Annotated in this window: 19 protein-coding genes and 1 pseudogene; 7 read left to right on the forward strand and 13 right to left on the reverse strand. The window is 61.3% G+C overall.

From position 1 onward, the window contains the following. Window positions 1-89 precede the first annotated feature (89 nt). From NUV89_RS19165 to NUV89_RS19190, 6 genes are all read right to left on the reverse strand, one after another. Window positions 90-833, reverse strand: a complete 744-nt coding sequence (locus NUV89_RS19165; RefSeq protein ID WP_257782544.1) for a hypothetical protein — start codon at window positions 831-833, stop codon at window positions 90-92. Between the two features lie 56 nt (window positions 834-889). Further along, a complete protein-coding gene (locus tag NUV89_RS19170; protein ID WP_003176922.1) occupies window positions 890-1270 on the reverse strand; it encodes a RidA family protein in 381 nt (126 codons plus the stop codon). Window positions 1271-1309: 39 nt separating this feature from the next. Beyond that, window positions 1310-3415, reverse strand: coding sequence for a bifunctional GTP diphosphokinase/guanosine-3',5'-bis pyrophosphate 3'-pyrophosphohydrolase (gene spoT, locus NUV89_RS19175; RefSeq protein ID WP_017735756.1), 2106 nt, complete (start codon window positions 3413-3415; stop codon window positions 1310-1312). Between the two features lie 60 nt (window positions 3416-3475). Then, window positions 3476-3739, reverse strand: coding sequence for a DNA-directed RNA polymerase subunit omega (rpoZ, locus tag NUV89_RS19180; protein ID WP_017735757.1), 264 nt, complete (start codon window positions 3737-3739; stop codon window positions 3476-3478). Window positions 3740-3906: 167 nt separating this feature from the next. Beyond that, window positions 3907-4527: a guanylate kinase gene (gene gmk, locus NUV89_RS19185; protein ID WP_257782545.1), complete on the reverse strand. Its 621-nt coding sequence runs from the start codon at window positions 4525-4527 to the stop codon at window positions 3907-3909. A gap of 10 nt (window positions 4528-4537) precedes the next feature. Further along, the gene (locus NUV89_RS19190; RefSeq protein WP_257782546.1) at window positions 4538-5401 is read right to left on the reverse strand and encodes a YicC/YloC family endoribonuclease; all 864 of its coding nucleotides are present in this window, start codon (window positions 5399-5401) and stop codon (window positions 4538-4540) included. 176 nt (window positions 5402-5577) lie between these two features. Between NUV89_RS19190 and rph the strand changes: the two genes are divergently transcribed. Next, the gene (gene rph, locus NUV89_RS19195) at window positions 5578-6300 is read left to right on the forward strand and encodes a ribonuclease PH (protein WP_017735760.1); all 723 of its coding nucleotides are present in this window, start codon (window positions 5578-5580) and stop codon (window positions 6298-6300) included. Between the two features lie 23 nt (window positions 6301-6323). Beyond that, window positions 6324-6692, forward strand: a complete 369-nt coding sequence (locus NUV89_RS19200) for a DUF4870 domain-containing protein (RefSeq protein ID WP_017735761.1) — start codon at window positions 6324-6326, stop codon at window positions 6690-6692. Window positions 6693-6750: 58 nt separating this feature from the next. Here NUV89_RS19200 and NUV89_RS19205 read toward each other — a convergent pair whose 3' ends face one another. Then, window positions 6751-7530, reverse strand: a complete 780-nt coding sequence (locus NUV89_RS19205; RefSeq protein ID WP_003195493.1) for an exodeoxyribonuclease III — start codon at window positions 7528-7530, stop codon at window positions 6751-6753. An 82-nt stretch (window positions 7531-7612) separates the two neighbouring features. Between NUV89_RS19205 and pyrE the strand changes: the two genes are divergently transcribed. Continuing rightward, window positions 7613-8257 (forward strand): orotate phosphoribosyltransferase, encoded by a 645-nt coding sequence (gene pyrE, locus NUV89_RS19210; RefSeq protein ID WP_003195489.1) that lies wholly within the window; start codon window positions 7613-7615, stop codon window positions 8255-8257. Between the two features lie 217 nt (window positions 8258-8474). On the opposite strand, the gene argB is transcribed toward pyrE, so the two are convergent. The 4 genes and pseudogenes from argB to coaBC form a co-directional block, all read right to left on the reverse strand. Next, complete coding sequence (gene argB, locus NUV89_RS19215; protein WP_017735763.1) at window positions 8475-9380, reverse strand: acetylglutamate kinase; 906 nt, start codon at window positions 9378-9380, stop codon at window positions 8475-8477. A gap of 22 nt (window positions 9381-9402) precedes the next feature. Next, a pseudogene (locus tag NUV89_RS19220) lies at window positions 9403-10824 on the reverse strand (phosphomannomutase/phosphoglucomutase); the annotation flags it as partial. A 240-nt stretch (window positions 10825-11064) separates the two neighbouring features. Next, window positions 11065-11520: a dUTP diphosphatase gene (gene dut / locus NUV89_RS19225; RefSeq protein ID WP_124526915.1), complete on the reverse strand. Its 456-nt coding sequence runs from the start codon at window positions 11518-11520 to the stop codon at window positions 11065-11067. 5 nt (window positions 11521-11525) lie between these two features. Then, complete coding sequence (coaBC, locus tag NUV89_RS19230; RefSeq protein WP_015886530.1) at window positions 11526-12734, reverse strand: bifunctional phosphopantothenoylcysteine decarboxylase/phosphopantothenate--cysteine ligase CoaBC; 1209 nt, start codon at window positions 12732-12734, stop codon at window positions 11526-11528. 145 nt (window positions 12735-12879) lie between these two features. Between coaBC and radC the strand changes: the two genes are divergently transcribed. Next, on the forward strand, window positions 12880-13554 hold the full coding sequence (gene radC / locus NUV89_RS19235) for a DNA repair protein RadC (protein ID WP_257782547.1): 675 nt from the start codon (window positions 12880-12882) through the stop codon (window positions 13552-13554). 28 nt (window positions 13555-13582) lie between these two features. On the opposite strand, the gene NUV89_RS19240 is transcribed toward radC, so the two are convergent. Next, window positions 13583-15175: an ABC transporter substrate-binding protein gene (locus NUV89_RS19240; protein ID WP_257782548.1), complete on the reverse strand. Its 1593-nt coding sequence runs from the start codon at window positions 15173-15175 to the stop codon at window positions 13583-13585. 458 nt (window positions 15176-15633) lie between these two features. Here NUV89_RS19240 and rpmB point away from each other — a divergent pair, with 458 nt between their 5' ends. Then, the gene (gene rpmB, locus NUV89_RS19245; protein WP_019410280.1) at window positions 15634-15867 is read left to right on the forward strand and encodes a 50S ribosomal protein L28; all 234 of its coding nucleotides are present in this window, start codon (window positions 15634-15636) and stop codon (window positions 15865-15867) included. Window positions 15868-15878: 11 nt separating this feature from the next. After that, on the forward strand, window positions 15879-16034 hold the full coding sequence (gene rpmG / locus NUV89_RS19250; RefSeq protein ID WP_003176906.1) for a 50S ribosomal protein L33: 156 nt from the start codon (window positions 15879-15881) through the stop codon (window positions 16032-16034). 120 nt (window positions 16035-16154) lie between these two features. Here rpmG and NUV89_RS19255 read toward each other — a convergent pair whose 3' ends face one another. Continuing rightward, on the reverse strand, window positions 16155-16517 hold the full coding sequence (locus NUV89_RS19255; RefSeq protein WP_257782549.1) for a cupin domain-containing protein: 363 nt from the start codon (window positions 16515-16517) through the stop codon (window positions 16155-16157). A 230-nt stretch (window positions 16518-16747) separates the two neighbouring features. Between NUV89_RS19255 and NUV89_RS19260 the strand changes: the two genes are divergently transcribed. Further along, entirely contained in the window at window positions 16748-18241 is a 1494-nt protein-coding gene (locus NUV89_RS19260) for an aldehyde dehydrogenase (protein ID WP_257782550.1), read from the forward strand. The last annotated feature ends 86 nt before the right edge of the window (window positions 18242-18327 follow it).

An 18327-nucleotide genomic window follows, 5' to 3' on the forward strand; every position in this document is an offset into this window, starting at 1 on the left:
AGCGGTGGATCAGTCGACATTTTCAGTGACTGACACACTGTATTCGCGAGCAAGCCCGCTCCCACATTTTGACCTGCGTTAATGGCGGATTATTGCTTTTCAAGCAACCACTGGCGCGGGCCGGGGGTGAACTGGGGTACTTCATCGGCCTGTGCAGTGTTGACCGCCTGGAAGATTTCCAGCTGCCCGCCCTTGCGCACAAAAATCCACGGATTGCCCTGGCCATTCAGTTGCAGCCAGATGCTGTCGTAGCCGCCGCTCATCGAGGCGCAATCACCCGCCAGGCATAGCGAGTACTGATCGGCATTCGGCAGGCCGACGACCTTGCCGTTGGCCTGGAATTGCACGATGGCGCCGTTGCCGAAGCCGTCGGTGATCTTCCAGTCGCCACCCAGGTAAGCCGCATACAGCGCCCGTTCGAAGTTGGCGCCCAATGGCGCGCCTTCCGGGGCCGGCTCTGCGGGGCGGGCGAACAGCTGTTCAGGCTCATTGTCGTTGGCCGCTTGCAGCAGTTGTTTGCCTTTGCGCTTGAGTTCGGTGGCGGAGCTGCCGTAGAAATCCACGCTCCAGGCGCCGGATTGCTCGCCGAGCAACTTGCCTTCCGCTACTTCAAAACCGTTGTAGTAGCGCGCCTGCGCCGCCTTGGTGTTGACCTGCCATTCGAGGTTCGGGCCAAAGCTTTGCAGGGCTTCGCGCAAAGGGCCGCCCTTGGCTGCCGCATCGATGGCGACCTGGTTGATCCAGGTGCCGCTCACATCCAGGTCGGCGTGGTTGCTGGCGCAGCCGCCGAGCAGCAGGGTGAGCAATGATGAGGCTACAAGCGCTTTGCGCATTACGAAATCCTTCTGAAACGGAGCCGGCGCAGCCGGTGGAGGCTGCGCCGGGTGTTTTACTCGATGACCAGAATTGCGTCCATCTCAACCTGCGCGCCCTTTGGCAGAGCGGCTACGCCGATGGCCGCGCGGGCTGGGTAAGGTTGTTCGAAGTACTTGCCCATGATCTCGTTGACCTTGGCGAAGTGGCTCAGGTCGGTGAGGAAGATGTTCAGCTTGACGATGTCCTTGAACGAACCACCAGCGGCTTCCGCAACGGACTTGAGGTTTTCGAAGACCTGCACGGTCTGTGCTTCGAAGCCTTCAACCAGTTCCATGGTCTTTGGGTCCAGTGGAATCTGGCCGGACATGTAGACGGTGTTGCCCGCCTTGATGGCCTGGGAGTAGGTGCCGATGGCGGCCGGGGCCTTGTCGCTGGTGATAACAGTCTTGGTCATTTATGACTCCTTGTAAGAGACAATGGCTTATTTGAAGGGCTATGCCCGCATACGGGTGATGCGAATCACCCCGGTCAAGGCGCGCAGCTTCTTGATTACGCGGGCCAGGTGCACGCGGTCGTGCACGCTGACCACCAGCTGGACCACGCTGATGCGGCCATCGCGCTCGTCCATGCTGATTTTTTCGATATTGCCGTCGGCCGCATTGACACTGCTGGCCAGCAGGGCGATCAGGCCGCGCTGGTGTTCCAGCTCGACGCGCAGCTCGACGTTGAATTCGCCGGTGACATCCTTGGCCCACGAAAGCTGGATGCATTTTTCCGGGTTGTGGCGGATCTCGGTGATGTTGCGGCAGTTGTCCAGGTGCACCACCATGCCTTTGCCCGCCGACAGGTGCCCGACAATCGGGTCGCCCGGGATCGGCGTGCAGCACTTGGCGTAGCTGAGCACCAGGCCCTCGGTGCCGCGAATCGCCAGCGGGCCTTCGGGGCTTGGCAGTTGCTCGCCTTCGCCCAGCAGGCGGCGGGCGACCACGTAGGCCATGCGGTTGCCCAGGCCGATATCTTCCAGCAGGTCTTCGATGGTTTCCTGGCGATACTCGTGGAGCATCGCTTGCACGCGCTCGGCCGGGATCTTGTCCAGAGCGCTGTCGAAACCGTTGAGCACCTTGTTCAGCAGGCGTTCGCCCAGGCTGATGGACTCGGAGCGGCGCTGCAGTTTCAGGGCGTGGCGGATATGGGTACGCGCCTTGCCGGTGACGACAAAGTTGAGCCAGGCCGGGTTCGGGCGTGCGCCCGGTGCGCTGACGATCTCCACCGTGGAGCCGCTTTGCAGCGGTTCCGACAGCGGGGCCAGGCGCCGGTTGATGCGGCAGGCAATGCAGCTGTTGCCGACGTCGGTGTGAACCGCATAGGCAAAGTCGACCGCCGTGGAGCCTTTGGGCAGCTCCATGATCCGGCCTTTGGGCGTGAACACGTAGACCTCGTCCGGGAACAGGTCGATCTTCACGCTTTCAATGAATTCCAGGGAGTTGCCGGCACGTTGCTGCATTTCCAGCACGCCTTTGACCCACTGGCGCGCGCGGGCGTGGGTGCCTTTTGGCTGCTCGTCGCCGCTGGACTTGTACAGCCAATGGGCGGCGATGCCGTTGTTGGCCATCTCTTCCATCTCGCGGGTGCGGATCTGGATCTCGATCGGCACCCCGTGCATACCAAACAGCGTGGTATGCAGCGACTGGTAGCCGTTGGCCTTGGGAATCGCAATGTAGTCCTTGAAGCGGCCCGGCAGGGGTTTGTACAAATTATGTACAGCGCCCAGCACGCGGTAGCAGGTGTCCACCTTGTCGACGATGATCCGGAACGCGTACACGTCCATGATCTCGTTGAAGGCCCGGCGCTTGCCGCGCATCTTCTTGTAGATGCCGTAGATGTGCTTCTGCCGACCGCTGACCTCGCCTTCGATCTCGTCGATCGCCAGGCAATGGCTCAGGGATTCTTCGATCTTGTTGACGATTTCCTTGCGGTTGCCCCGGGCGCGCTTGACCGCCTGGTAGATGCGCGCCGAACGCATCGGGTGCATGGCCTTGAAGCCGAGGTCTTCGAATTCGATACGAATGGCATGCATGCCCAGCCGGTTGGCGATGGGCGCGTAGATTTCCAGGGTTTCCTTGGCGATGCGCCGGCGTTTTTCGCCCGACAGCACTTCCAGCGTGCGCATGTTGTGCAGCCGGTCGGCCAGCTTGACCAGGATCACGCGGATATCGCGGGCCATGGCCATGGCCATCTTCTGGAAGTTTTCCGCCTGGGCTTCGGCCTTGGTCTCGAAGTTCATCTGGGTCAGTTTGCTGACCCCATCGACCAGTTCGGCCACGGTCTCGCCGAATTGTGCGCTGAGCGCTTCCTTGGCGATGCCGGTGTCTTCGATCACGTCATGCAGCATCGCGGCCATCAGGCTTTGATGGTCCATGTGCATGTCGGCAAGAATATTTGCCACCGCAAGAGGATGGGTGACATACGCCTCGCCACTGCGGCGGCGTTGGCCGTCGTGGGCTTGTTCGGCGTAGAAATACGCTCGGCGGACCAGGTTGACCTGGTCTGGGCCGAGGTAGGTCGATAAGCGATCGGCGAGGGCGTCTATGCTCGGCATAGGAATGACTCCTGCCGCATGCGTTGACCCCGCGCCGTGCTACGTCGACCAGGCATAGGCTTAGACGGCCTCGTTGGACTCGTCCTCGAACGCTGCAAACAGCGGTTCGTCTTCAACGATTTCGGCGTTGGCGATGAACTCGTAGCTCATCAGGCCTTCAGCGATTTCACGCAGGGCCACAACGGTAGGCTTGTCGTTTTCCCACTGAACCAGGGGCTCTTTGCCGCCAGTGGCCAGTTGACGGGCACGCTTGGTAGAGAGCATGACCAGCTCAAAGCGGTTTGCCACGTGGTCTAGGCAGTCTTCAACGGTTACGCGGGCCATGATATTCCTCGGAGCGGATGCAAGATGCGCGCTGCCCGGTTGGGCGAGCGGACTGAACAGTTTAAAAAATCACCAGCGTTTAGGGAAGCGCTGATTTTTCGCAAGCCTGGGTAAAACCGCTGCAAGTGCCAATGTAAAGCCCTTGTAGCGGTTTTGGGAAGAGCCAATCAGCCGAGCAGTTCAGCCAGCAATTTGCCAAAACGCTGCTGTTGGCGCTTTTGCTGGAGCTGATTGGTGCGGAAAATCGCCTTCAAATCCTCCAGCGCGTGGGAAAAATCGTCGTTGATGATCAGGTAGTCGTAGTCGACGTAGTGGCTCATTTCGCTGACGGCTTCACGCATGCGGCCTTCGATGATCTCGTCGCTGTCCTGGCCACGGTTGGTCAGGCGCTGGTGCAAGGCTTCGAGGGACGGCGGCAGGATGAAGATCGAGCGCGCCTGGGGCATCAGCTTGCGCACTTGCTCGGCGCCCTGCCAGTCGATCTCAAGGATCAGGTCGTGGCCTTCGTCCAGGGTCTGCTGCAGGTGGCTTTGCGAGGTGCCGTAGAGGTTGCCGAACACTTCGGCGCGCTCCAGGAAGTCGCCGTGTTCGATCATCTTGACGAACTCGGTGCGCTCGACGAAGTGATAGTGCACGCCGTTCACCTCACCCGGGCGCATGGCACGGGTGGTGTGGGACACGGAGATGCGGATCTGCGCGTCAGCGTCGGTCAGGGCCTTGACCAGGCTGCTCTTGCCCGCGCCCGAAGGGGCGGAAATGATGTAAAGGGTGCCGGTGCTGTGGGTCATGGAGGTTGCCTTACTCAATATTCTGTACTTGTTCGCGCATCTGCTCGATCAACACTTTGAGGTTGACCGCAGCCGTGGTGCTGCGCGGGTCGAACGCCTTGGAGCCGAGTGTATTGGCTTCGCGGTTGAGTTCCTGCATCAGGAAGTCCAGGCGCCGACCGGCGGCACCGGCGGACTTGAGTACGCGGCGTACTTCAAGGATGTGGGTGCTCAGGCGGTCGAGTTCTTCGGCGACGTCGCTCTTTTGCGCCAGCAGGACCATCTCCTGCTCCAGGCGCGTCGGGTCGAGGTCGGCCTTCATGTCGGCGAAGCGGTCGAGGACTTTCTGGCGCTGGGTCGCAAGCATCTGCGGCACCAGTTCGCGCAGGGTGACCACGTCGTCTTCGATTGCAGTCAGGCGCTCGTTTATCAGGCGGGCCAGTTCGGCGCCTTCGCGCTCGCGGCCGGCCTTGAGCTCCTTCAAACCCTGGGTGAACAGGGCGAGGGCTTCGGCGTTGAGGGCTTGCGGGTCGGTGGCATCGGCCACCAGCACGCCGGGCCAGGCCAGCACTTCCAGCGGGTTGAGGGCCGCAGGCTGCTTTATCAGGCTCGCGATGGTTTCGGCGGCGGCGACCAGCTGCGCGGCGCGGTCGCGGTCGATCTGCAAGGCTTTGCCGGTGGTTTCCTCGGTAAAGCGCAGGGTGCATTCCAGCTTGCCACGGGAGATGCCCTGGCGCAGAGCCTCGCGGACGGCGCCTTCGAGGTCGCGGAACGATTCCGGCAGGCGCAGGTGCGGTTCCAGGTAGCGGCTGTTGACCGAGCGCAGTTCCCAGCTCAGGGTGCCTTGGACGCCGGCTTTTTCGACGCGGGCGAAGGCGGTCATGCTGTGCACCATGGAGGTACCTCGCGTTGCTGGTTAAGAAGGCGCAGGATTGTAGCGCAGTGGGGCGAGCGCGCCCAAACAATGGGCGACAGCCTGGCCATTCGTAACCGAATTTTTAGAAGTGCCCCGAATCGGCTCGCGGCTCTATAATGCTCGGCAGTTTTTCGTCCTCAGTACAGGTATCCCCTATGAAACGTCCAAGTGGTCGCGTTGCCGATCAGCTCCGCTCGATCCGCATCACCCGCAACTACACCAAACACGCCGAGGGATCTGTACTGGTCGAGTTTGGCGATACCAAGGTGATCTGCACCGTCAGCGTCGAAAACGGCGTGCCGCGCTTCCTCAAGGGCCAGGGCCAGGGTTGGTTGACCGCCGAGTACGGCATGCTGCCACGCGCCACCGGCGAGCGTAACCAGCGTGAAGCCAGCCGCGGCAAGCAAGGCGGGCGTACCCTGGAGATCCAGCGCCTGATCGGCCGTTCCCTGCGCGCAGCCCTGGACATGTCCAAGCTGGGCGACGTGACCCTGTACGTCGATTGCGACGTGATCCAGGCGGATGGCGGCACCCGCACTGCATCCATCACCGGCGCCATGGTGGCCCTGGTCGATGCGCTGAAAGTGATCAAGAAACGTGGCGGCCTGAAGGGCGGCGACCCGCTCAAGCAAATGATCGCCGCCGTGTCGGTGGGCATGTACCAGGGCGAGCCTGTGCTGGACCTGGACTACCTGGAAGACTCGGCCGCCGAGACCGACCTGAACGTGGTCATGACCAGCACCGGTGGTTTCATCGAAGTGCAGGGCACCGCCGAAGGCGCGCCATTCCAGCCGGCCGAGTTGAACGCCATGCTGGCCCTGGCCCAGAAAGGCATGACCGAAATCTTCGAACTGCAGAACGCCGCACTGGCTGACTGATAACTGCCTCAAGGAGAAGCGCCATGAATGACAGCCAAATGCCGGTGCCCACGCCTTCCTACGAAGTGCGCCAGGGCGCGATGTTGTGCCATCTCGCGGCGTTTCTGGGGTTTGTGTTCCCCTTCGGCAGTGTCGTCGGGCCGCTGATCCTGTGGCAGATGAAAAAAGAACTCGACCCGTTCATTGACGATCAGGGCAAGGAAGCGCTGAACTTCCAGATCACCGTGGCCATCGCCTGGATCGTGTGCATCGTGCTGGCCTTCGCGGTCATCGGGTTCTTCCTGATGACAGCGCTGGCCATCGCCGGTGTGGCGCTGACGATCATCGGTGCGATCAAGGCCAACAAAGGGATTGCCTATCGCTACCCCTTGACCTGGCGACTGATCAAATAATGAACGCCCACAAAAAAACCGACAGCGATGTCGGTTTTTTTGTGCCTGGAAAAAGACTTTAGATAGTCAGTGTCCAGTCGTAGTCCACGATCAGCGGCGCGTGCTGCGAGAAGCGCGGCTGGCGCGGCAAGCGTGCGCTGCGCACGAAGCGGCGCAGACCCGGGGTCAGCAGCTGGTAGTCGAAACGCCAGCCCAGGTTGAGCATCTCAGCCTGTTCGTTGTCTGGCCACCAGCTGTACTGGTCGCCTTCGCGGCTGACTTCGCGCAGGGCATCGACATAACCCATGTTGCCGACAATCTCGTCCATCCAGGCCCGTTCCGGCGCCAGGAAGCCCGGGGATTGCTGGCTGTCGCGCCAGTTCTTGATATCCAGCTTCTGTTGCGCCACGTACAGCGAGCCACAATAAATGTACTCGCGACGTTTGCGTCGCTGTTTATCCAGGTAACGGGCGAAGTCGTCCATTAGCTTGAACTTCTGGTTCAAGTCTTCATCGCCGTTCTGCCCCGAAGGAAGCAGCAAGGTCGCGATGCTGACCTTATCGAAATCGGCTTGCAGGTAGCGCCCGTAGCGGTCGGCTGTCTCGAAGCCGAGGCCGCTGATGACCGCCTTGGGTTGCAACCGCGAATACAAAGCCACGCCACCTTGGGTGGGCACTTCGGCATCGCAGGCATAAAGGAAGTAGCCATCCAGTTGGAAGGCTGGGTCGTCCAGTTCAAAGGCGGAGGCGCGGGTATCCTGCAGGCAGATGACGTCGGCATTCTGGGCTTGCAGCCAACTGAGCAAACCACGCTCGACTGCAGCCTGAATACCATTAACGTTCACACTGATGATCCGCATAAATGGCCCCAAAAATCGCGTGCGTGTATGATACACGCCGTCTAACTAATTAGCTAAATCCGTGGTATCTGAGGCTTTTTTCATGCAGGCGTATCAACGCGATTTCATTCGTTTTGCCATCGATCGCGGCGTTTTGCGCTTCGGTGAGTTCACTCTCAAGTCCGGGCGCACCAGCCCGTACTTCTTCAATGCGGGCTTGTTCAACTCGGGTTCGGCCCTGGCTCAGCTGGGTCGTTTCTACGCGGCAGCCATCGTTGAAAGCGGTATTTCCTTCGACGTGCTGTTCGGCCCGGCCTACAAGGGCATTCCCTTGGCCGCCGCAACCGCCGTGGCGTTGGCGGAACATCATGGGCAAGATCTGCCATGGTGCTTCAACCGCAAGGAAGCCAAGGCCCATGGCGAAGGCGGTAGCCTGGTGGGCGCGCCGCTCACCGGCGATGTGCTGATAATCGACGACGTGATCACCGCCGGTACCGCCATCCGTGAGGTGATGCAGATCATCGCTTCCCAGGACGGCGCCAAGGCTGCTGGGGTGCTGATCGCACTGAACCGCCAGGAGCGCGGCAACGGTGAGTTGTCGGCGATCCAGGAAGTGGAGCGTGACTTCGGCATTCCGGTGGTGAGCATCGTGTCGTTGAACCAGGTGTTGCAGTTCCTGGAAGATGATCCGCAGCTCAAGCAGCATTTGCCGGCTGTTCGTGCGTACCGCGAGCAGTTTGGCGTCTGACGCAGTAAGTCCTGTGGGGTGGGCTTGTGTGGGAGCGGGCTTGCTCGCGAATACGGTGTTTCAGAAACATTTCCGGTGACTGACACTCCGCTTTCGCGGGCAAGTCGAATCGTCGCACCGCCGCTCCCACAAGGGGATCTCCACTGGTCTGCTGGTTCAGCGCACATAAAAAAGGCCCCGCTCAATCAGGTTGAGCGGGGCCTTTTGTTTGTAGCAGTCAAGGACGCTTGCGGTTACTGATAAGCGTGCCCACACCGGTATCGGTGAAGATTTCCAGCAGGATTGCATTCGGTACTCGGCCATCAAGGATCAGCGAGCTGCCCACGCCGCCTTGCACCGCTTCCAGCGCGCAACGGATCTTCGGCAGCATGCCGCCGTAGATGGTGCCGTCGGCGATCAGCTCGTCCACTTGTTGCGTGGTCAAGCCGGTCAACACCTTGCCTTCCTTGTCCATCAGGCCGGCGATGTTGGTCAGCAGCATCAGCTTTTCAGCCTTCAGCGCTTCCGCCACCTTGCCCGCCACCAGGTCGGCGTTGATGTTGTAGGACTCGCCATTGGCGCCTACGCCGATAGGCGCGATCACCGGGATGAAGTCACCTTTGACCAGCAGGTTCAGCAGGTCGGTGTTGATGCCGATCACTTCGCCCACCTGGCCGATGTCGATGATTTCCGGCTGGGTCATTTCCGGCGTCTGGCGGGTGACCGTCAGTTTTTTCGCGCGGATCAGCTCTGCGTCCTTGCCGGTCAGGCCGATGGCGCTGCCGCCGTGGCGGTTAATCAGGTTGACGATGTCCTTGTTCACCTGGCCACCGAGGACCATCTCCACCACGTCCATGGTCTGCGCGTCGGTCACGCGCATGCCATCGATGAAGTGACTCTCGATCGACAAGCGCTTGAGCAGGTCGCCGATCTGCGGGCCGCCACCGTGGACCACTACCGGGTTGATCCCCACGGCTTTCATCAACACGATGTCGCGGGCAAAGCCGGTTTTCAGCTCTTCGCTTTCCATGGCATTGCCGCCGTACTTGATCACCAGCGTCTTGCCGACATAGCGTCGAATGTAAGGCAACGCTTCGGAAAGGACCTTGGCGGTGTTGGCAGCGGCTTCGCGTTCGAGGGTCATTCAGGGCTCCGGTGCAAAAAAATCAGAACGGTAATTGGAGATCAGGGGCAACACGTTTCAACTGGGCGTGGAACACGTCCTTGATGCGCTGCAACTCGGCCTCGGTGTCTGCCTCGAAACGCAGGACCAGCACCGGTGTGGTGTTGGACGCGCGAACCAGGCCCCAGCCTTGGGCGTAATCGACTCGCACACCATCAATGGTGGTCAGGTTGGCGCCTTCGCCCCATTGCGCATCGTGCAGTGCGTCAATGATGCTGAATTTGCTCTCCTCGGTCACATGGATATTGATCTCTGGCGTAGAAATATCATTCGGGAAGGTCTGAAAAAGCTCTTCGGCGGTGGATTTTTCCTTGCTGAGGATCTCCAGCAGACGAGCGGCGCTGTAAATGCCGTCGTCAAAGCCGAACCAGCGCTCCTTGAAGAACACGTGGCCGCTCATCTCACCGGCTAACAGGGCGCCGGTTTCCTTCATTTTCTTTTTGATCAACGAGTGACCGGTTTTCCACATTAGCGGGCGGCCGCCATATTCCTTGATAAGCGGAGTGAGGCGGCGGGTGCACTTCACGTCGAAGATGATCTCGGCGTTGGGGTTGCGCGCCACTACGTCACGGGCGAACAGCATCAGCAGGCGGTCGGGGAACACGATTTCACCGGTCTCGGTCACCACACCCACGCGGTCGCCGTCGCCGTCGAAGGCCAGGCCGACGTCAGCCCCGGTTTCCTTGACCTTGGCGATCAGGTCCACCAGGTTCTCTGGCTTGCCCGGGTCCGGGTGGTGGTTGGGGAAGTTGCCGTCGACTTCGCAGAACAGCGGGATCACTTCGCAGTTCAGGGCTTCAAGCAGTTGCGGGGCGATCACGCCGGCCGCGCCGTTGCCGCAATCCACTACCACTTTCAGGCGGCGTGCGAGTTTGACGTCGCGGGTGATTTCATCCGAGTAGCGCTGCAGGATGTCGACCTTGGTGATGCTGCCCTTGCCGCTGGTCAGGTCGTTGGTCTTCAGGCGGGTGTGCAGGGCCTGGATCTGCTCGTTGGCGAGGGTATCGCCGGCGATAACGATCTTGAAACCGTTGTAGTCCGATGGGTTATGGCTGCCGGTCAGCATCACCCCGGACTTGCCGGCCAGGACGTTGGCGGCGTAGTACAGCGCAGGCGTTGGCACCAGGCCGACGTCGCTGACATGGCAGCCGCTGTCGGCCAGGCCCTGGATCAACTGCTCGACCAGCTCAGGGCCGGACAGGCGGCCGTCACGACCCACCGAGACGTTCGGCTCATCCTGGGCCAGGCTCTGGGCGCCGATGGCGCGGCCGATCCAGTAGGCGGTCTCGGCGGTCAGGGTCTTGGGCACTACGCCACGGATGTCATAGGCGCGAAAGATGCTGTCGGGGAATGTCGGGGCTACTCGGGCTGCGGTACTCATCGCGGGGGGAAACTCCATCTGAAGGGGGCAAGGCTGGCCGTAAAGCGGCTGACCGGCAGGCTCAAACTGAAGGGTATGACGGCTTTTTTGGCGCAGAGTTCGTGGTGCAAAAGTGCCATCGGCGCAGTGGCTCCGTGCTTTTTTCTGCGTAATGCATTGATTTCGCTGGGGAAATCTCGCTGATTAGAACCGCGCATTCTTCATCCTGAAAAGCCATGCGGTGGCGTCGGGCCGGGCTGGGGTGCCCGGCCTGATTCAGCTTAGTCAGTGGCTGCCGGAATGGCCAAAGCCGCCTGCGCCGCGTTGTGTTTCAGCAAATTCCTCGACCAGTTCGAAGTGCGCCTGCACCACGGGCACCAGAACCAGTTGAGCGATGCGCTCGCCGACGACGATGTTGAAGGCGGTCTGGCCACGGTTCCAGCACGACACCATCAGCTCGCCCTGGTAGTCCGAGTCGATCAAACCGACCAGGTTGCCCAACACGATGCCGTGTTTATGGCCCAGGCCCGAGCGCGGCAGGATCAACGCCGCCAGGCCAGGGTCGCCGACGTAGATCGACAGGCCCGTCGGAATCAGAATGGTCTGGCCCGGCTCGAGGACGGTGTCTTCCTTGAGCATGGCGCGCAGGTCCAGGCCGGCGGAGCCTGGGGTGGCGTAGGCCGGCAGTGGGAAGTCGGTGCCGATGCGGGGGTCGAGGATCTTGGCTTGCAAAGCGTGCATGGAAATTAAACCTGGTTCAGCCGTTGGGCGATAAAAGAGATCAGTTGGCGGGCAATCTTGCCCTTGCTGGTCTGGGCGAAAAGGGTCGCGTGCAGTTCGCGGTCGATCACGCTGCAGGCGTTTTCCTCGCTGTTGAAGCCGATGCTCGGGTTGGCGACATCGTTGGCAACGATCAGATCGAGGTTTTTGTCTTTCAATTTGCGTGCGGCGTAGTCCAGCAGGTGCTCGGTCTCGGCGGCGAAGCCGACACTGAACGGGCGGTCGGGACGGGTGGCGATGGTGGCCAGGATGTCCGGGTTGCGCACCATTTGCAGGAGCAGGCCGTCACCGCTCGTAGGGTCTTTCTTGAGCTTTTGCGGGGCGACGACTTCCGGGCGGTAGTCCGCAACCGCAGCCGAGGCGATAAACAGGTCGCAGGGAATGGCTGCCTCACAGGCCGCAAGCATGTCCCGGGCGCTGACCACGTCGATTCGCGTGACCCGATCAGGGGTGGGCAAATGCACCGGGCCGGTTATCAGGGTGACGCGTGCGCCTGCCTCGACCGCCGCTTCCGCCAAGGCAAAGCCCATTTTTCCTGAGCTATGGTTGGTGATGTAACGCACCGGGTCGATATTTTCCTGGGTCGGGCCGGCGGTGATCAGTACGTGCTTGCCGGTCAGGGCCAAGTGCTGGAAGCACTCCGCTGCACACAGCGCCAGGTCAGTGGCTTCCAGCATGCGACCCATGCCGACGTCGCCGCAGGCCTGGCTGCCGGACGCCGGGCCGAACACCTTGAGGCCGCGGCTTTGCAGGAGTTGGGTGTTGGCCTGGGTGGCCGGGTCGCGCCACATGGCCTGGTTCATGGCCGGGGCGATGGCCACGGTGGCGTCGGTGGCCAGTACCAGGGTGGTCAGCAGGTCATCGGCGATGCCCTGGGCCAGGCGGGCGATCAGGTCGGCGGTGGCCGGGGCGATCAGCACCAGGTCGGCCCATTTGGCCAGCTCGATATGGCCCATGGCAGCTTCGGCTGCCGGGTCCAGCAGGTCGAGGTGAACCGGGTGGCCGGACAGCGCCTGCATGGTCAGCGGGGTGATGAACTCACTGCCGCCGCGTGTCATGACCACGCGCACTTCGGCGCCCTGGTCCAGGAGCCTGCGAACCAGTTCTGCGCTCTTGTAGGCGGCAATGCCGCCGCCGACGCCGAGAACGATGCGTTTCCGATACAGACGCTGCATTGGTTTGCCTTTCCAGTTCAGTGATGCCAGTTCAGTGACGCCTGCGATGCCCCCTCCCCAGGGGAAATCACATGCAAAAAAGAGGGCTTACGATAACACAGCGCCCGCCAGGCAACAGCGGCGCACAGGTGGAGAGGGAGGTGGGATGAGTATTCGGGACTGGCCTGTGGCGGAACGGCCACGGGAGAAACTGTTGGAATGGGGCGCGGCAAGCCTGTCTGACGCCGAGCTGTTGGCGATCTTCCTGCGCACCGGGGTGTCCGGCAGAAGTGCGGTGGATCTGGCGCGGGAGTTGCTGGCGCAATTTGGCGGCTTGCGCCCGCTGCTGGAGGCCAGCCAGGCGCTGTTCAGTCGGCATTTGGGCTTGGGGCCGGCGAAGTTTGCACAGTTGCAGGCGGTGCTGGAGATGGCCCGGCGGCATATGGCCGAGCGCTTGCGCAGTGAGTCGGTGCTGGAAAGCCCGGTAGCCGTACGTGATTACCTCAAGGCGTTATTGCGTCATGAGCCCCATGAGGTCTTCGGCTGCCTGTTTCTCGATTCGAAGCATCGGGTGCTGGGGTTCGAGGCATTGTCCCAGGGGACTATCGACGCGGCAGTGGTTTACCCGCGACAAGTGGTCAAGCGTGCCCTGGCGTACAACGCGGCGGCGTTGATCCTGTGCCACAACCATCCGTCCGGGAGCCTGGAGCCCAGCGCAGCTGATCGAAAAATAACCAAGCTGCTGCAAAAGGCCTTGGAAGTGGTGGATGTACGGGTGCTGGATCACATCATCGTCGGGGATGGGGACCCGTTGTCGATGGCGGAATATGGCTGGATGTAACCCCGCCCCATGGGGGCGGGGCGAGTGCTCAGGGCTTGACGCTGACCTTCGAGAAATCCTGGCGCCCGAACGGGCTCACCTGGTAGCCCTCGACCGTTTTGCGCGCGAGGGCAAACGCGGTCGGGTGTGCCAGCGGCAACCACAGCGCCTGCTGCTGGATCTGCGCCTGGGCCTGCTGGTACAGCTTGCTGCGCACCCCTTGCTCGTTGGTGGTCTTGCCGGCGCTGATGAGCTTGTCCAGGGCCGGGTCGCAGTAGCGGGCGAAGTTGGTGCCGGATTTCACCGCCGCGCAAGAGAACTGCGGCGTCAGGAAGTTATCCGGGTCGCCGTTGTCGCCGGCCCAGCCCATGAACAGCAGGTCGTGTTCACCCGCCTTGGCGCGGCGAATCAGCTCGCCCCATTCGATCACGCGGATCTCGGCCTGGATGCCGACCTTGGCCAGGTCGGCTTGCAACAGTTGCGCGCCGAGGTTGGGGTTGGGGTTCAGCAGGCTGCCGGTGGGGCGCGTCCAGATGGTGGTCTTGAAGCCGTCCTTGAGTCCGGCACGGTCCAGCAAGGCCTTGGCTTTGGCGAGGTCCTGTGGATAACCCGGCAGATCCTTGGCATAGCCCCAGGTGTTGGGCGGGTAGGGGCCGTTAGCGGCTTCGGCGGTGCCTTCAAACACGGCCTTGAGGTAACTAGCCTTGTCGAAGGCCAGGTTGATCGCCTGGCGCACTTCGGGCTTGTCCAGCGGGGCGTGCTGGCTGTTGATGGCCACGAAGGCCGTCATGAAGGCTGGGGTTTTCTCGACCTTGAGCGCCGGGTCCTTTTCGGCCTCGCCCACATCCAAGGGTTTGGGCGACAGGGCGATCTGGCATTCATCGCGGTGCAGTTTCTGCAGGCGCACGTTGGCGTCCGGGGTGATGGCAAAGATCAAGTTATCCACAGACGGTTTGCCGGCGAAGTAATCCGGGTTGGCCTTGTAGCGCACCACGGCGTCTTTCTGGAAGCGGCTGAAGATGAACGGCCCGGTGCCGATCGGCTGGCTGTTGAGCTTCTCCGGGGTGCCGGCCTTGAGCAGTTTGTCGGCGTATTCGGCCGGGTAGATCGAGGCAAAACCCATGCTCAGGGCGGCAAGGAACGTGGAGTCGGCGTGATCCAGGGTGAAGCGCACGGTCAGCGGGTCGAGGGCGTCGATCTTCTTCACCAGCGTCGGCAGTTGCAGCGACTGCGCGTGGGGGAAGCCGCTCTGGGCGATCTTGTGCCATGGGTTGGCCGGGTCGAGCATGCGTTCGAAGCTGAAGCGCACGTCTTCGGCGGTCAGGGTGCGGCTCGGGGTGAAGTACTCGGTGCGGTGGAATTTCACGTCCGGGTGCAGCTTGAAGGTGTAGGTCAGGCCATCTGGCGACACTTCCCAGCTGTCTGCCAGGCTCGGTACCAGCTTGCCGCTGGCGGCGTCGTAGTCCACCAGGCGGTTCATCAGCACGTCGGCCGAGGCGTTGGTGGTGGTCAGCGAGTTGTATTGCACCACATCGAACCCTTCGGGGCTGGCCTCGGTGCAGACGCTCAGGTTGCTGGCGGCAGAGGCCAGCGGGGCGATAAAGAGAGGGGCTAGCAATAGCGGTAGGGCAGCGAGGCGCATGTTCGGTTTCCTTTGCAGATCGAAGGCCCATCTGCGAGTGCAGTCTGGAAAAGTCCTACCGTAGAGGTCTGATTGATAAATGACTAGCCCATTTTTGCCTGTGCTTTTGCCTCAAATGCTGTTTTCATGGCGCCTCAGCGCGTTCCGCTGCGCACTTTGCCGTGCGCGTGGGCGCTGTAAATCATTCGGTGCGACGAGCGGTCGGCTGTGACAGCGGCCCCTCCTGGCAACGGTTCAGGTGTGTTTTGCCTAGATTTACGCCGGTAAAAACACACGGGCTGTTGTTGCACTAGGGTCTTTCTGGTATAAAGCAGCGCTCTTTTCTAGGGGCCCGGTTCCTTCGCTTGTAGGTGTAGCCGGTAAGACCCTAAAGAAACGCGGCGCCTGGCGCCAAATGACTGAGAGATTAAGCGGCCAACCCATGCCGGGTTGGGCATGTGGTTTTAGAGGGCTGAGGCATGTCGAGAGTATGTCAAGTTACCGGTAAGGGTCCGGTGACTGGGAATAACATTTCCCACGCAAATAACAAAACCCGTCGTCGTTTCCTGCCAAACCTGCAGCATCACCGCTTCTGGGTTGAAGAAGAGAAACGTTTTGTTCGTCTGCGCGTATCTGCTAAAGGCATGCGCATCATCGACAAGCGTGGCATCACTGTCGTGCTGGCCGAAATCCGCCGCGCTGGCAAGATCTAAGGAGCTCTATCATGCGTGAATTGATTCGAATGATCTCTAGCGCCGGTACTGGTCACTTCTACACTACCGACAAGAACAAGCGTACTACCCCGGACAAGCTCGAAAAGAAAATGTTCGACCCGCGCGTTCGCAAGCACGTGATCTACAAAGAAGGCAAAATCAAGTAATTGATTTTCTTCCTTGTGAAAAAAAGCCCGTATCTCACGATGCGGGCTTTTTTTTGCCTGATCGTTCCCACGCTCTGCGTGGGAACGCCGCCTTGGACGCTCCGCGTCCCGCCGTCTTGATCAGGCCTTCTGTTCAAACACCACGTAGATCTTGCGGCACGGCTCCAGCACTTCCCAAGTGCCGCTGAAACCGGCCGGGATCACGAAGCGATCGCCGCTGCGCAAGGTCTTGGCGTTGCCGTCCCCATCGCGCAGTACCGAAACGCCCTGCACAATCTCGCAGTACTCGTGCTCGGTGTAGTTGACCTTCCACTGCCCGACATCACCTTCCCACACGCCGGCACTCATCTGGCCGCATGGGCTGTTGTAGTGGTTGTAGATCGTTTGCTCGGGGTCGCCCTTGAGGATTTTCTCGGCGGCGGGGCGGTAACGGTCGGCGGGGGTCTTGGCTTGGCTGAAGTCGACGATGTCCTGGATGTTCATGTGCGTGTCCCGTCTGGCCTGCGGTTGGGGAGCCCAAAGTCTATGTTTATTAAAATGAACATCGCAAGGGCGTTTACCGGCGTTATGTCAAATATATTGAAACATCCCCAGCCGCTGGTTTAGGGTGGCAGCTGCCTTGAGCCGAACAGCAGGCTGGCCGGGCAAGAATTCTTTGAGGCTGCCGGGGGACATCGCCTGGCCCTTGTATTCAATAAGAGGAGGACACTCGCATGACCACCCTGACCCGTGCCGACTGGGAACAACGCGCCAAGGACCTGAAGATCGAAGGCCGCGCCTATATCAACGGTGAATACACCGCTGCTGCTTCTGGCGACACCTTCGAATGCATCAGCCCGGTCGACGGCCGCCTGCTGGCCACTGTTGCCAGCTGTGACGCCGCTGACGCCCAGCGCGCCGTGGAAAATGCCCGCGCCACCTTCAGTTCCGGCGTCTGGTCGCGCCTCGCGCCGGCCAAGCGCAAAGCCACCATGATCCGTTTCGCCGCGCTGCTCAAGGCCAATGCCGAAGAGCTGGCGCTGCTCGAAACCCTGGACATGGGCAAGCCGATCAGCGACTCCCTGAACATCGACGTGCCCGGCGCCGCCAACGCGTTGAGCTGGAGCGGCGAGGCCATCGACAAGATCTACGATGAAGTCGCGGCCACCCCCCACGACCAGCTCGGCCTAGTGACCCGCGAGCCAGTCGGCGTTGTTGCCGCCATCGTGCCGTGGAACTTCCCCCTGATGATGGCCTGCTGGAAGCTCGGCCCGGCGCTGTCCACCGGTAACTCGGTGATCCTCAAGCCGTCCGAAAAATCCCCACTGACCGCCATCCGCATCGCGGCCCTGGCCGTTGAAGCGGGCATTCCAAAAGGCGTATTCAACGTACTGCCGGGCTACGGCCACACCGTGGGCAACGCGCTGGCGCTGCACATGGACGTCGACACCCTGGTGTTCACCGGTTCCACCAAGATCGCCAAGCAACTGTTGATCCGCTCCGGCGAGTCGAACATGAAGCGCGTGTGGCTGGAAGCCGGCGGCAAAAGCCCGAACATCGTGTTCGCCGACGCCCCGGACCTGCAAGCTGCCGCCGAATCCGCCGCCGGTGCCATCGCCTTCAACCAGGGCGAAGTGTGCACCGCCGGTTCGCGCCTGCTCGTCGAGCGCTCCATCAAGGACACATTCCTGCCCCTGGTGATCGAAGCCCTCAAGGGCTGGAAGCCAGGCAACCCGCTGGACCCGGCCACCAACGTCGGCGCGCTGGTGGACACCCAGCAGATGAATACCGTGCTGTCCTACATCGAAGCCGGCCACGCCGACGGCGCCAAACTGGTCGCGGGCGGCAAGCGCACCCTGGAAGAAACCGGTGGCACCTACGTCGAACCGACGATTTTCGACGGTGTGACCAACGCGATGAAGATCGCCAAGGAAGAGATCTTCGGGCCGGTCCTGTCGGTGATCACCTTCGACAGCGCCGAAGAAGCCATCGCCATCGCCAACGACACCATCTACGGCCTGGCCGCAGCGGTGTGGACGGCGGATATTTCCAAGGCGCACCTGACCGCCAAGGCCCTGCGCGCCGGTAGTGTGTGGGTCAACCAATACGACGGCGGCGATATGACTGCGCCGTTTGGTGGCTTCAAGCAGTCGGGTAATGGCCGCGACAAGTCGCTGCATGCGTTCGACAAATACACCGAGCTGAAATCCACCTGGATCAAGCTGTAACTTTCAGGGCTCACCGCAGGTAAAACTGTGGGAGCGGGCTTGCTCGCGAATGCGGTGGATCAGCCAGCTCATCTGGTACTGATACA

The organism is Pseudomonas sp. 18.1.10 (genome assembly GCF_024655625.1).
In the GTDB taxonomy this organism is placed as follows: Bacteria; Pseudomonadota; Gammaproteobacteria; order Pseudomonadales; family Pseudomonadaceae; genus Aquipseudomonas.

Excerpts from the sequence above, each read along its gene's own strand:
- NUV89_RS19240 (WP_257782548.1), bottom strand. The coding sequence starts at position 15,175 with ATGCGCCTCGCTGCCCTACCGCTATTGCTAGCCCCTCTCTTTATCGCC.
- spoT (WP_017735756.1), bottom strand. The coding sequence starts at position 3,415 with ATGCCGAGCATAGACGCCCTCGCCGATCGCTTATCGACCTACCTCGGC.
- argB (WP_017735763.1), bottom strand. The coding sequence starts at position 9,380 with ATGACCCTCGAACGCGAAGCCGCTGCCAACACCGCCAAGGTCCTTTCC.
- rpmB (WP_019410280.1), top strand. The coding sequence starts at position 15,634 with ATGTCGAGAGTATGTCAAGTTACCGGTAAGGGTCCGGTGACTGGGAAT.
- NUV89_RS19200 (WP_017735761.1), top strand. The coding sequence starts at position 6,324 with ATGAATGACAGCCAAATGCCGGTGCCCACGCCTTCCTACGAAGTGCGC.
- NUV89_RS19205 (WP_003195493.1), bottom strand. The coding sequence starts at position 7,530 with ATGCGGATCATCAGTGTGAACGTTAATGGTATTCAGGCTGCAGTCGAG.
- pyrE (WP_003195489.1), top strand. The coding sequence starts at position 7,613 with ATGCAGGCGTATCAACGCGATTTCATTCGTTTTGCCATCGATCGCGGC.
- coaBC (WP_015886530.1), bottom strand. The coding sequence starts at position 12,734 with ATGCAGCGTCTGTATCGGAAACGCATCGTTCTCGGCGTCGGCGGCGGC.
- NUV89_RS19260 (WP_257782550.1), top strand. The coding sequence starts at position 16,748 with ATGACCACCCTGACCCGTGCCGACTGGGAACAACGCGCCAAGGACCTG.
- rph (WP_017735760.1), top strand. The coding sequence starts at position 5,578 with ATGAAACGTCCAAGTGGTCGCGTTGCCGATCAGCTCCGCTCGATCCGC.
- NUV89_RS19255 (WP_257782549.1), bottom strand. The coding sequence starts at position 16,517 with ATGAACATCCAGGACATCGTCGACTTCAGCCAAGCCAAGACCCCCGCC.
- dut (WP_124526915.1), bottom strand. The coding sequence starts at position 11,520 with ATGCACGCTTTGCAAGCCAAGATCCTCGACCCCCGCATCGGCACCGAC.
- gmk (WP_257782545.1), bottom strand. The coding sequence starts at position 4,527 with ATGACCCACAGCACCGGCACCCTTTACATCATTTCCGCCCCTTCGGGC.
- NUV89_RS19170 (WP_003176922.1), bottom strand. The coding sequence starts at position 1,270 with ATGACCAAGACTGTTATCACCAGCGACAAGGCCCCGGCCGCCATCGGC.
- NUV89_RS19165 (WP_257782544.1), bottom strand. The coding sequence starts at position 833 with ATGCGCAAAGCGCTTGTAGCCTCATCATTGCTCACCCTGCTGCTCGGC.
- rpoZ (WP_017735757.1), bottom strand. The coding sequence starts at position 3,739 with ATGGCCCGCGTAACCGTTGAAGACTGCCTAGACCACGTGGCAAACCGC.
- NUV89_RS19190 (WP_257782546.1), bottom strand. The coding sequence starts at position 5,401 with ATGGTGCACAGCATGACCGCCTTCGCCCGCGTCGAAAAAGCCGGCGTC.
- rpmG (WP_003176906.1), top strand. The coding sequence starts at position 15,879 with ATGCGTGAATTGATTCGAATGATCTCTAGCGCCGGTACTGGTCACTTC.
- radC (WP_257782547.1), top strand. The coding sequence starts at position 12,880 with ATGAGTATTCGGGACTGGCCTGTGGCGGAACGGCCACGGGAGAAACTG.